Source organism: Microbacterium sulfonylureivorans (assembly GCF_003999995.1).
Lineage (GTDB): Bacteria > Actinomycetota > Actinomycetes > Actinomycetales > Microbacteriaceae > Microbacterium > Microbacterium sulfonylureivorans.
Genome location: NZ_RJAD01000001.1, coordinates 35386 through 48145, shown reverse-complemented (window position 1 = coordinate 48145; position 12760 = coordinate 35386). Strand labels below are relative to the sequence as shown.

General features: G+C 71.5%; 9 protein-coding genes. 6 read left to right on the top strand and 3 right to left on the bottom strand.

Features of this window, described 5'->3' with window-relative positions:
* Window positions 1–33: 33 nt before the first annotated feature.
* The 3 genes from miaB to dapF all read left to right on the top strand — a co-directional run bounded on the left by miaB (window position 34) and on the right by dapF (window position 3459).
* A complete protein-coding gene (gene miaB, locus EER34_RS00230; RefSeq protein ID WP_127472592.1) occupies window positions 34–1584 on the top strand; it encodes a tRNA (N6-isopentenyl adenosine(37)-C2)-methylthiotransferase MiaB in 1551 nt (516 codons plus the stop codon).
* Complete coding sequence (gene miaA, locus EER34_RS00225; RefSeq protein ID WP_127472591.1) at window positions 1581–2513, top strand: tRNA (adenosine(37)-N6)-dimethylallyltransferase MiaA; 933 nt, start codon at window positions 1581–1583, stop codon at window positions 2511–2513. Before miaB ends, miaA begins: the two co-directional genes overlap by 4 nt.
* Before the next feature lie 73 nt (window positions 2514–2586).
* On the top strand, window positions 2587–3459 hold the full coding sequence (gene dapF / locus EER34_RS00220) for a diaminopimelate epimerase (RefSeq protein WP_127472590.1): 873 nt from the start codon (window positions 2587–2589) through the stop codon (window positions 3457–3459).
* Window positions 3460–3472: 13 nt separating this feature from the next.
* Here dapF and EER34_RS00215 read toward each other — a convergent pair whose 3' ends face one another.
* Window positions 3473–4114 (bottom strand): class I SAM-dependent methyltransferase, encoded by a 642-nt coding sequence (locus tag EER34_RS00215; RefSeq protein WP_127472589.1) that lies wholly within the window; start codon window positions 4112–4114, stop codon window positions 3473–3475.
* Between the two features lie 150 nt (window positions 4115–4264).
* On the opposite strand from EER34_RS00215, the gene hflX reads away from it, so the two are divergent.
* Window positions 4265–5791, top strand: a complete 1527-nt coding sequence (hflX, locus tag EER34_RS00210) for a GTPase HflX (RefSeq protein WP_127472588.1) — start codon at window positions 4265–4267, stop codon at window positions 5789–5791.
* 9 nt (window positions 5792–5800) lie between these two features.
* Here the strand turns inward: hflX and EER34_RS00205 are convergent, their stop codons facing one another.
* Window positions 5801–7723: a S9 family peptidase gene (locus EER34_RS00205; RefSeq protein ID WP_127472587.1), complete on the bottom strand. Its 1923-nt coding sequence runs from the start codon at window positions 7721–7723 to the stop codon at window positions 5801–5803.
* Window positions 7724–7969: 246 nt separating this feature from the next.
* On the opposite strand from EER34_RS00205, the gene EER34_RS00200 reads away from it, so the two are divergent.
* Together EER34_RS00200 and metE are read left to right on the top strand one after the other, a co-directional pair.
* Window positions 7970–8929 carry a methylenetetrahydrofolate reductase gene (locus EER34_RS00200; protein WP_127472586.1) on the top strand — a complete coding sequence of 320 codons (960 nt, stop codon included), beginning with the start codon at window positions 7970–7972 and terminating at the stop codon, window positions 8927–8929.
* Window positions 8926–11262: a 5-methyltetrahydropteroyltriglutamate--homocysteine S-methyltransferase gene (gene metE / locus EER34_RS00195; RefSeq protein WP_127472585.1), complete on the top strand. Its 2337-nt coding sequence runs from the start codon at window positions 8926–8928 to the stop codon at window positions 11260–11262. The genes EER34_RS00200 and metE overlap by 4 nt, the downstream gene beginning before the upstream one ends.
* On the opposite strand, the gene EER34_RS00190 is transcribed toward metE, so the two are convergent.
* Window positions 11259–12725, bottom strand: coding sequence for a hypothetical protein (locus EER34_RS00190; protein WP_127472584.1), 1467 nt, complete (start codon window positions 12723–12725; stop codon window positions 11259–11261). The genes metE and EER34_RS00190 overlap by 4 nt on opposite strands.
* Between the last annotated feature and the right edge of the window lie 35 nt (window positions 12726–12760).

The following is a 12760-nucleotide window of genomic DNA, read 5'->3' as shown; positions in this document are numbered from 1 at the left end:
CTCCCATCGTCGGCTCGTAGAATGACACTCATCATGACCACCCCGTCCAACATCCCGACGCTCATTGCGCCGTCCGAGGCCGCCGTCGGCGCCGACGGCCGGGCCCGCACCTACGAGGTGCGCACCTTCGGCTGCCAGATGAACGTGCACGACTCCGAGCGTCTCTCGGGATCGCTCGAGAGCGCAGGCTACGTCCGCGTCGAAGCCGGCGCCGAAGCCGATGTCGTCGTCATCAACACCTGCGCCGTACGCGACAACGCCGCGGGCAAGCTCTACGGCACGCTCGGCCACCTGAAGTCCCGCAAGGACAAGCACGACGGCATGCAGATCGCCGTCGGCGGCTGCCTCGCGCAGATGGACAAGGACGCGGTCCTCGACAAAGCGCCCTGGGTCGACGTCGTGTTCGGCACGCACAACATGGGTTCGCTGCCGAGCCTTCTCGAGCGCGCGCGCCACAACGGCGACGCGGAGCTCGAGATCCTCGAGTCGCTCGAGGTCTTCCCTTCGACGCTGCCGACCAAGCGCGACAGCATCTACAGCGGCTGGGTGTCGATCTCCGTCGGCTGCAACAACACGTGCACGTTCTGCATCGTTCCGAGTCTGCGCGGCAAGGAGAAGGATCGCCGGCCCGGCGACATCCTGAACGAGATCCGCCTGCTCGTCGACGACGGCGCGATGGAGGTCACCCTCCTCGGGCAGAACGTCAACTCCTACGGTGTCGAGTTCGGCGACCGTCAGGCGTTCGGCAAACTGCTGCGCGCCGCCGGCGAGATCCCGGGCCTCGAGCGCATCCGCTTCACGAGCCCCCACCCCGCCGCCTTCACCGACGACGTCATCGACGCCATGGCGGAGACCCCCGCCGTCATGCCTCAGCTGCACATGCCGCTCCAGTCGGGCAGCGACCGCATCCTCAAGGCCATGCGCCGGTCGTACCGCAGCGAGCGGTTCCTCGGCATCCTCGATCGCGTCCGCGACAGGATCCCGAACGCCGCGATCTCGACCGACATCATCGTGGGCTTCCCCGGCGAGACCGAAGAGGACTTCGAAGAGACGATGCGGGTCGTCGAGCAGGCCCGTTTCGCCAGCGCGTTCACCTTCCAGTACTCGATCCGCGAGGGCACTCCGGCAGCGACGATGCCGGATCAGGTTCCCAAGGCCGTCGTGCAGGCCCGCTATGAGAGGCTCGTCGCCCTTCAAGAGCGCATCTCGCTCGAAGAGAACCAGAAGCAGCTGGGCCGTGAGGTCCGGGTGCTCGTCTCCACGGGTGAGGGCAAGAAGGATGCCGAGACCCACCGGCTGACGGGTCGCGCCGAAGACAACCGCCTCGTGCACTTCGAAGTTCCCGAGGGGTCCGACCTGCCGCGTCCCGGTGACATCGTGTCGGTCGTCGTCACCCACGCGGCGCCCTTCCATCTGCTCGCCGACAGCGTCGACGGCGCACCGCTCCGCATCCGCCGCACGCGGTCGGGCGATGCCTGGGACCGCACGCAGGCCGAGTCCTGCGGCGTTCCCTCGCCCGCCGGCAAGGCCGGCGCACCTCGCGCTGTCTCGCTCGGCCTCCCGACGCTGCGCATCGGGGTGTGACCGCGTCCGTCCCGTCCCGGCCGCCCCGGCTGTGGGCGGTCGTCGGCGCGACCGGGACCGGCAAGACCGCCCTCTCGCTCGATCTCGCCGAGGCGCTCGGCGCCGCCGGGCGACCGGCCGAGATCGTCAACGCGGACGCCATGCAGCTGTACCGCGGCATGGACATCGGCACGGCGAAGCTCCCGGAGGGCCAGAGGCGAGGCATCCCGCACCATCTCTTCGACGCGCTCGACGTCACAGACGACGCCGCCGTCGCGTGGTATCAGGATGCCGCGCGCCGCACGATCGCCGAGATCCACGCGCGCGGAGCCGACGCCGTACTGGTCGGCGGCTCGGGCCTGTACGTGTCGAGCGTGCTCTTCGACTTCCGCTTCCCGCCGCGCGACGCCGAAGTGCGCGCGCGACTCGAGGCCGAACTCGACGAGCACGGTCCCGGTACCCTGTTCGCGCGCCTGCGCGACCGTGATCCGGTGACCGCCGCACGGGTCGACCCGCGCAACGGGCGCCGCGTCGTGCGCGCGCTCGAGGTGCTGGAGCTGGGGGAGCGGACGCACGGCGCCGTCCTGCCCGAGGTGCCGGTGCTCTGGCACGACCCGACCACGGTGATCGGCGTCGCCGTCGCGCGTGAGGAGCTCGTCGCGCGCCTCGACGAGCGCGTGACCGGGATGTGGCGCGACGGACTGCTGGCCGAGGTCGAGGCGCTTCGCAGTGCGGGCATCGAGGACGGCGTCACCGCGCGCCGGGCGATCGGGTACGCCCAGGCGCTCGCCCAGCTCCGGGGCGCGCAGACCGAGGCCGAGGCGATCGCCGAGACCCAGGCGCTCACGCGGCGCTATGCCCGTCGTCAGGTCTCGTGGTTCAAGCGCTACGACGATGTCACCTGGGTGGCGCCGGGGCATCCCGTGGCCGAACTGCCGGACGTGCTCTGAGATCCGCTCCGAGCTCGTCGTAGACGGGTACACGCCTGATCCCGGACGGATCGGACGCCTCTAGACTGTGGGGATGCCGCAGACCGTCTCCTTCACGAAAGGGCACGGCACGGGCAACGACTTCGTGATCGTGCCCGACCCCGACGGCGAACTCGACCTCTCCAACGACCAGGTCGCGGTGCTGTGCGATCGCCGCTTCGGAATCGGCGGCGACGGGATCCTCCGTGTGGTGCGCACGACCGCGATCGACGAGGGAGCGGATGCCGCGGCATCCGGTGTCGAGTGGTTCATGGACTACCGCAACGCCGACGGCTCGCGCGCAGAGATGTGCGGCAACGGCATCCGTGTGTTCGCCCGCTACCTCGCGGACGTCGGCTGGGCCTCGCTCGACGGCGAGCCGCTCGCGATCGGCACGCGCGCCGGTGTGAAGACGATCACCCGCAGCGATCTCGGCTTCGAGGTCGACCTGGGCCCCTGGCGCGTCGAACAGGACGACGTGCTCGTGCGCGCACGGGGCATCGGCGCTCCGCGGCCCGGGCTCGGCATCGACGTCGGCAATCCGCACATCGTCGTCGCCCTGCCCGATCACCGCGAGCTCGAGGGCCTCGACCTCTCGGTGCTGGCGCAGCTGCATCCGGAGCCCGTGAACGGCGCGAACGTGGAGTTCGTCGTGCCGAGCGATCCGCTGGTGCACGAGGGCGTCGGATCGATCCGCATGCGGGTCTTCGAACGGGGCGTCGGCGAGACGCTCAGCTGCGGCACCGGCGTCGCGGCGGCCGCGCTCGCGGTGCGTCACTGGGCCGGTCCGGCCGCGCCCGATCATTGGAGCGTCGAGGTCCCCGGCGGGGTCCTCGGGGTGCGGATGCCGGAGGTCGGCGGCGAGCGGCACGTGCTGCTCTCCGGCCCGGCGACGCTGGTCTACTCGGGCGAGGTCACTCTCGCCTGACGCCCCCGGCCGATCAGGGCAGGTCGATCGGCTCGCTGCGCGGAGAGCCGTGGCGTCGCACCTTCAGCACGCGGAAGCCTCGACCGGTCGCGGCGCGATGGACGCTGTAGCCGTGCTCGAACGTCGCCGCGAGCCATCGCTGCAGCGAGTCCGAGCCGAGGTTGCGCTGCACGACGAGCCAGGCGTCGGCGCGTTCGTCGAGTCGCGGGATCCAGCGCTCGAGCAGACCGTGCAGCTCGTTCTTGCCGACGCGGATCGGCGGATTCGAGCGGATGCCGCGGAACACGACGTCGTCGGGAACATCGTCGGGCAGGGCGGCGTTGACATTGTCGAGCCCGAGCGCGGCCGCGTTGCGGCGGACGAGGTCGAGTGCACGCTCGTTGACGTCCACCGCCCAGACGGTCGCGTGCGGCGATTCGATCGCGAGTGTGAGCGCGATCGGCCCCCAACCAGAGCCGAGGTCGAGCAGGTTCCCGCCGGGTGGCGGCGGGGGAGTGTTGGCGAAGAGCACCGCGGTGCCCGTGTCGACATGATCGGGGCTGAACACCCCGCCTGCGGTCGTCACCTCGACGTCACGCCCCGCAAGGGTGACACGGATGCGACGCAGATTCTCGGCGCTTGCGGGGGAAGCGCTGAAGTAGTGGTCGCTTCCCATGGCTGTCGAGCGTAGCGGAGGTCCTCCCCGTGTGGGGAGCACGTCGGCATGCCGGAGTTCGGGGCAGGGGCGCATCGAGCAGGACTAGAATTCACGGATGCCTCGGAAGCCGCAGATCACTCGCGGAAACGAGGATCTCGAAAGGAACACATGACGGATACGACAACACCCCAGAGCACGGACGAGACGCCGGTCGACCAGGTCGACCCGGTGGATCGCGTGCTGGCGCGCGCCGAAGCGCGCTCCGGGGTGCGCGTGTTCGGCGCCGCTCAGGCGCTGCAGGACGACGCCACGATCGGACGCGCCGAGACCGACGGCGACCAGTGGGACCGCGAGGAGCGTGCCGCGCTGCGTCGCGTGCCCGGCCTCTCGACCGAGCTCGAAGACGTCACCGAGGTCGAGTACCGGCAGCTGCGGCTCGAGAACGTCGTCCTCGTCGGCGTCCACCCGCAGGGTGCGCAGGAGGACGCGGAGAACTCGCTCCGCGAGCTCGCCGCCCTCGCCGAGACCGCCGGCGCCGTCGTCCTCGACGGTGTGCTGCAGCGACGGCCCCACCCCGATGCCGCGACGTACGTCGGCCGGGGCAAGGCGCAGGAGCTGAAGGACATCGTCGCGGCGGTCGGCGCCGACACCGTGATCGCCGACACCGAGCTCGCACCCAGTCAGCGCCGTGCGCTCGAAGACGTCGTGAAGGTCAAGGTGATCGACCGCACGACCGTGATCCTCGACATCTTCAGCCAGCACGCCAAGAGCCGCGAGGGCAAAGCCCAGGTCGAGCTCGCCCAGCTCGAATACCTCCTCCCGCGCCTGCGCGGCTGGGGCGACTCGATGAGCCGCCAGGCCGGCGGCCAGGTGGGCGCCGGCGGCGCGGGCATGGGCTCGCGCGGACCCGGTGAGACCAAGATCGAACTGGACCGCCGTCGCATCCGCACGAAGATGGCCCTGCTGCGCCGTCAGATCCGCGACTTCGCGCCCGCGCGCGACGCCAAGCGCGCCGAGCGCAAGCGCAACACGATCCCGTCCGTCGCGATCGCCGGCTACACGAACGCCGGCAAGTCGAGCCTGCTCAATCGCCTCACGAGCGCGGGCGTGCTGGTCGAGAACGCGCTGTTCGCGACGCTGGATGCCACGGTCCGCCGGTCCGAGACGACCGACGGCCGGGTCTACACCCTGACCGACACGGTCGGCTTCGTCCGCAACCTGCCGCACCAGCTCGTCGAGGCGTTCCGCTCCACTCTGGAGGAGGTCGGCGGCTCCGACGTCATCGTCCATGTGGTCGACGGCTCGCACCCCGACCCCGCCGCCCAGCTGGCCACGGTTCGCGATGTCATCGGCGACGTCGGGGGACGCGACATCCCGGAGCTGGTGGTCTTCAACAAGGCCGACCTCGTCGACGAGGACACCCGCCTGCTGCTGCGCGGTCTCGAGCCGAAGGCGCTCTTCGCCTCGTCCCGCACAGGCGAGGGCATCGACGAGCTGCGCGCGGCGATCGAGGCGGCGCTGCCGCTTCCGGCCGTCGAGGTCGACGTTCTCGTCCCCTACGACCGCGGCGACCTCGTCTCGGCCATCCACGAGCACGGCATGATCCTGTCGCAGGCGCACGAGGAGGGCGGCACGGCGGTGCACGCCCGCGTCGGCGAGCACCTCGCCGCGCGTCTCGCGCCGTTCGCGCGCTGACGGCGGGGCCTAGTCGAGCTCGAGCGTCGGGATTCCCGGCGGCTCGAACCCGAACACCCGTCCGAGGAAGGCCACTTCCGCTTCGAGCTGGCGCACCACGGTCTCGGCACGGCGGAACCCGTGCCCCTCGCCCTCGAACGCGAGGTACGCGTGGGGAATGCCGTTCGCGGCCAGGGCGTCGCGCAGCGCCTCGGCCTGCGAGGGCGGCACCACGAGGTCGTCGAGACCCTGCTCGATGAGAAGCGGCGTGCGCAGCCGATCCAGCCGTGACAGCGGAGAGCGCGCGACGTAGAGCGCCTCGGCCTCGGGCAGCGGCCCGACCATGCTGTCGAGGTAGCGTGCCTCGAAGTCGTGCGTGTCCTCGGCGAGTCGCCGGAGGTCGGCCACGCCGTAGCGGCTGATGCCGGCGGCGAAGGCATCCGACAGCGTCAGCGCGCACAGCACCGTCCAGCCGCCGGCCGACCCGCCCGCGACCGCGAGCCGTTCGGGGTCTGCGGCGCCGGCGGCGGCGTGCCCCTGCGCGGCGGCGATCACGTCGTCGACGTCGACCACGCCCCACTGGCCGAGCAGGCGTTCGCGATACGCGCGGCCGTAGCCGCTCGACCCGCCGTAGTTCACGTCGAGCACGCCGATCCCTCGGCTGGTGAAGTACGCGATCTTCGCGGATGCCGCGCCTCCGACATGGGTGGTCGGGCCACCGTGCACGAACACGACGTACGGCGGAAGCTCCCCGTCGGGCCCGGTGGCGTCGGGGTTCGTCGGAGGATAGTCGAAGGCGTGAACGGCTCCGCGCGGTCCGTCGACGGTCACCGCGCGTGCCCGGGGCATCCACTCGGAACCCCAGGGCGATATCCCGCCGACCACCGGCTCGGCCCCGGACGGATCGTCGACGTCGACCGCCCAGAGGCCGGTGCCGTCGGCCCCGGCGCCGCTCAGCAGCAGGCGGGTGCCGCGGACATCCTGGATCGACAGCCCCCAGAAGGGCTCCACGGGCACCGGGGTGACCGAGCCGTCGGTGTCGATCACGACGAGCTCGTCCGTTCCGTTGGTGCGCACCGCGGCGGTCCGGCCGTCGTCGAGCCGCGCGAACCAGCGATCGCCGAGCACCCACAGCGGTCCGCCGGTGTCGGCGTCGGCGGGCGCGACCGCGTCGTGGCGCAGGTCTGCGGTGAGACGGAGTCGCGTCAGGTTCCACCGTCCTGTCGGATCGTCGCTGTAGAGGATGTCGACGTCGTCGATCCAGACGGGCTGCAGCGGGGCGGTGGTGCCGCCTGCGACGGTGGTCCACTCGGCGACGAGCCCGCCCTCCAGCCGGCCGACCCGCAGCTCTGAGCGGTCCCACGGCATGTCGGGATGGTTCCACGAGATCCAGGCGAGGTGAGAGCCGTCAGGCGACAGCGCGAGGTGGGCGAAGAAGTCGCTGTCCTCGACGAGCGACGGGAGGGTCGCGGCATCCCACGCGCCCGCCCCGTCGATGGGGATCTCGACGATGTCCCGGTGCGGGGGCGCGTCGTCGCGATGCGTCTCGCGGACAGCGAGGAGGCGTCCGCCCTGCCACGTCAGACCGCCGAAGCGCATGTCGCCCGCCATCGGGGTCAGCGGTCGCGGCTTCTCACCCGGCTCCACCCGCCACACGCGCTGGTCGGCCTTCTCGACGAAGACGAGGGCGTCGCCCGCGACCGTCGTCCACGCGCCGCCGCCGTACTCGTGCACCCGGGACCGTGCGCTCCACGGCGCCGGAATGACATCGACGACTTCGCCGGATGACGTTCTCCGGCGCACCGTGGTGCGGCCGCCCTCCTCGGGCACCGACTCGCCCCACCACACCTCGTCGCCGACGAATCGCGCCCCCTCGAGTCGCAGCGATGCCGCCGACACCGCCTCGGCGGAGAGCGGGGAGGGCCAGGTTCCGTACGGGAGCGAGGTCGTCACGACACCAAGGTACGGCGAAACACAAGGTCACAGGGAGGGGGTTGCGGACGGGCCTCCGCTAGCTTGGACCCATCGTCGCCCGGTTGTCCCACGCGGACGGTCCTCGAGAGCAATCCCGGGGCCGGGCAGGGAGCGACAGCCGAGCCCGGCACCCGCCCGCGATGACACCGCGCCGCCGGTTACCCCGTGCGCGCGCCGTCCGCGGCCGCCCGGCCATTCGTCCGTACCCGATCCGAGAATCACGACATGTCGATCGACCTCAGTACCCCTCCGGTGCCGTTCTCGTTCGAGGTCTACCCGCCCAAGTCCGAAGCGGGGGACCTCGCCCTCCACGAGACGATCCGGCAGCTCGCCGCGGCCCGGCCGCGCTTCATCTCGGTCACCTACGGGGCCGGCGGATCGACCGGCGGGCGCTCGCTCGACCTTCTGCGCCACATCCTCCGTGAGACCGATGTGGCGCCGCTGGCCCACCTCACATGCGTCGGGAGCACGTACGCCGGTGCGAACGCGCTGATCCGAGAGTTCCTGGATGCCGGGATCACGAGCTTCCTCGCCCTCCGTGGCGACCCGCCGGCGGGAGCGTCCGAGGGCGAGCAGTTCCTCGGCGACCTCGAGAGCTCGGCCCAGCTCGTCCAGCTGATCGACCGGGTGCAGGCGGAGCGCGCGCCCTACAGCGAACGCACGATCCCCGGTGTCCCGGGCGCTGTGCAGGTGGAACCGCGCCCGAAGGTCGACATCGCGGTGGCGGCGTTCCCCAACGGGCATCCCCGATCGCGGCATCCGCGCGAGCACATCGACGCGCTGCTGGCGAAGCAGGCCGCCGGCGCGACCCTCGCGATCACGCAGCTGTTCTTCCACGCCGACGACTATCTCGCCTTCGTGCAGCGCTCGCGCGAGGCAGGCGTGAGCATCCCGATCCTCCCCGGCATCATGCCGATCACCTCGCCCTCGCGTCTTCGTCGCGTGCTCGAGCTCAGCGGCGAGGAGCTGCCCGCCGAGCTCGCCATCGCACTCGAGGTCGAGCCCACCCCGGAGGGCCAGCGTGCGCTCGGCATCGAGTACGCGGCCGAATTGGCCCGCGACGTCGTCGCCGGCGGTGCACCGGGGGTCCATCTGTACGCGTTCAACAGCCATGAGACGGTGCTCGCGGTCCTCCGCGACGCCGGAATCCTCACCCACCCCCTCGAGAAGGAAGCCGCACGATGACCGAAAACACCCCCGACTTCCCCCGCGGAACGATCCTCGGCTACCCCCGCATCGGACGTCGCCGCGAGCTCAAGCGCGCCGTCGAGTCGCACTGGGCAGGACGTTCCGACGAAGCCACCCTCGAGGCGACCGCGGCCGACCTCCGCCGTGCGACGCGTGAGCGCCTGGCCGAGCTCGGCCTCGGTCGCACGGACTCGTCGATCCCCGAGTCGTTCTCGTACTACGACCAGGTGCTCGACGCGGCCGTCGCCGTCGGCGCGCTGCCCGAGCGGTTCGCCGATCTCCGTGACGAGGACGGCACCGTCGGACTCGGCGCCTCCTTCACCGCTGCACGCGGCGCGGGCGAGAACGCCCCGCTCGAGATGACGAAGTGGTTCGACACGAACTACCACTACCTCGTGCCCGAGATCGGCCCCGAGACGTCCTTCGCGCTGTCGAGCGACCGCTTCGCCCGCCAGGTCGCCGAGGCGAAGGCCGACGGCTTCACGGTCCGCCCGGTCGTCGTGGGCCCGGTCACGCTCCTCGCCCTCGCGAAGGCGACGGATGCCGCACCGGAAGGGTTCGACCCGCTCAGCCGTCTGGACGACCTGCTGCCCGTGTACGCCGAGCTCCTCGCCTCGCTGCGCGCCGCCGGTGCCGAGTGGGTGCAGCTCGACGAGCCCGCCCTCGTGAGCGAGAGCCTCCCCGCGACGGCTGCGTCGCTGGCGGAGGCTGCTTCGCGCGCCTACGCCGCGCTCGGCGGAGCGGCCGACCGCCCCTCGATCCTCGTGACGGCCGGCTATGCACAGCTGTCGGCCGAGGCCTGGGCGGCGCTCGCCGCCGCTCCGGTCGAGGCGCTCGCGATCGACCTCACGCGCGGTTCGGTGCCTGCGGCCGCTGAGGGCCTCGCGACCAAGACGCTCGTCGGCGGCGTGATCGACGGACGCAACATCTGGCGCGGCGACCTCGCCGGCGCGTGGGCGAAGCTCGAGGCGCTCGAGGAGCTCGGTGCGGCGAGCATCTCCGCCGGCACGTCGACGTCGCTGCAGCACGTGCCGCACGACGTCGCCGACGAGAGCGAGCTCGACCCCCGCCTGGCCTCGTGGCTGGCGTTCGCCGACCAGAAGACCGCCCAGGTCGTCACGCTCGCCCGCGGCCTGGAGGCCGGCGCATCGGCCATCGAGACGGAGGTGGCCGCGGCATCCGCTGCTCTCGCCGACCGCCAGAGCGCGCCCGGTGTCCGCGACGGCGCTGTGCGCGAGCGCGCGGCGGCGCTGACCTCGGACGACTTCGACCGCGGGGACTACGAAGCCCGCGTCGCTGCGCAGGAGCTCGCCCTCGGGCTCCCGGTGCTGCCGACCACGACGATCGGGTCGTTCCCGCAGACGGGCGACATCCGCCGTGCGCGCGCCCGCCACGGCAAGGGCGAGATCACGACCGAGGAGTACGAGCAGTTCCTCCGCGACGAGATCGCGCGCGTCGTGACGCTGCAGGAGGACCTCGGACTCGACGTCCTGGTGCACGGCGAGGCCGAGCGCAACGACATGGTGCAGTACTTCGCCGAGAACCTCGACGGATTCGACGTGACGCAGAACGGATGGGTGCAGTCCTACGGCTCGCGCGCGACGCGCCCGTCGATCCTGTGGGGCGACGTGTCGCGCCCGGCGCCGATCACGGTCGCCTGGTCGACGTTCGCGCAGTCTCTCACCGAGAAGCCCATGAAGGGCATGCTCACGGGACCGGTGACGATCCTCGCCTGGTCGTTCGTGCGCGACGACCAGCCCCTCGCCGACACAGCGAACCAGGTCGCCCTGGCGCTGCGCGACGAGATCGCCGACCTCGAGGCCGCCGGCATCGGCGTGATCCAGGTGGACGAGCCCGCTCTGCGAGAGCTCCTGCCGCTGAAGAAGGCGGACCAGCCGGCGTACCTCGAGTGGTCGGTCGGCTCGTTCCGGCTGTCGACGGCCGGCGCCGCCGAGCAGACACAGGTGCACACCCACCTCTGCTACTCGGAGTTCGACGTCGTGATCGATGCGATCGCCGCTCTCGACGCGGATGTCACCTCGATCGAGGCCGCCCGCAGCCGTGGGGAGGTCATCGGCGACATCGCCGCGTCGGGCTTCACCCACGGCATCGGCCCGGGCGTCTACGACATCCACTCGCCGCGCGTGCCGTCGGTCGCCGAGGTCGCCGACCTCCTCGACCGCGCCGCCACCGAGCTGCCGCTGCGTCAGGTCTGGGTCAACCCCGACTGCGGGCTCAAGACGCGCGGCTACGACGAGACGGTGGAGTCCCTCCGCAACATCATCGAGGCCACGCGTTCGATCCGCGACAAGGTGGGCGCGGCGGTCTAGCCCTTCGGGGACTTCTTCGAGTCGGATGCCGCGGCCCCCACGGTCGCGGCATCCGTCGCCTTGACAGGCTCGATCTCGATGACCTCGGACTCCTCGACGACCTCGACGGGTGCGGCGGCGTCGTCCACGACAGCTTCGACGACGACGTGCTCTTCGGCACGGCGCTGGAGCAGCTCGAGGATCCAGGCGACGCCGAACGCGACCACGATCACGAGCACCACGTCGCCGATGGACAACGGGCGCAGCGCGAACAGCCACAGGACGGCGAGCACGGCGATGATCGTGCGCACGAGCACCTTGTGGCGGGCAAGCCATCCGCCGAAGCCTCCGGTGTCGAACCCGCGCGACGCGAGCTGCCGTCGAGCGGCGGAGTTCATGCCGTGGACGGCGCCACGCGCGCCCTGGGCGGGCGACGAGCCGCCCATCGCCCAGCCGAGCACGGCGACGAAGACGCCGAGCAGCGAGAGGACGATGGCCGTCTGCGCCATGGCGGCGACCAGCTGACCGTAGATGACCTCGATCGCGGACGGCGAGAGCGCGAGGTCGGTCGCGACGATCTGCATCGCGGTGTTGCCGATGGACAGCGTCGCGGCGAGGGCTCCGGCCCCGATCGCGATGCCGAGACCTGTGCCGAGCACGGCGACGCTGCGGCGACGTGCGATGGCGATGCCGAGCCCGAACAGCACGAGGGTGATGACGGGCAGCCACCATCCGAGCGTCGTGGCCAGGGCGTATCCGGTGCGGATGAGCGCGAGGTTCTCTCCCGTGCCGATGATGACGACGTGGTCGATCGCGGGGATGAGCTGCGCCGCGCTGACCCCTCGGTCCGTGAGGCGCTGCTTGACGGTCTCGACGATGGCGCCGAGCTGGATGCCGACACCGTCGTCGGTGCGGACGACGAGGCCGCCGCCGTCGGAGGTGGCCGCGGTCGTGAGCGCCCGGTGCGCGGCGCGCGTGGCGGTCGCCCAGACATCGGAGAAGGCATCCGACTCGACGACGCGCGTCACCGCCTGGTGGACCAGGTTCTCGAGGCCGTCCGCGGCGGGCGCCTCCAGCATCTGGAGCACCTGCGCGGCGCGCGGCGGCATGCCGTCGATGTCGGCCAGCCCCCCGAACAGGGAAGACGTGAGCTCGTGGAAGTCGACCTGCGCGGTGACGGCGTCCATCGTCTCGTCGATGACGAGCGCCTGGACGGCGGGGTCGTCGACCAGCGGTGCGAGGGTGGCGACGAACGCGTCCTCCTCGACCAGCTGGACGCGCGCCCACGCGCTGACGATGGAGACCGGCACGAGGATGGCGGCGACCACGATGCAGATGGCGGACACGGCCGTGCGCCATCGGCCTCCGGCGGGGCGGGAGCGCGGTGCGGGTGCAGCCTCCGCGGCGAGACGGGCGTTCTCGGACTCCAGCTCGCGGACGCGGTCTGCGAGCGCCTGGGCGTCCGCCGTGTCGATGTCGCTCATGCCGCCCATTCTGGCGGACGGCGACGACGTTGCGG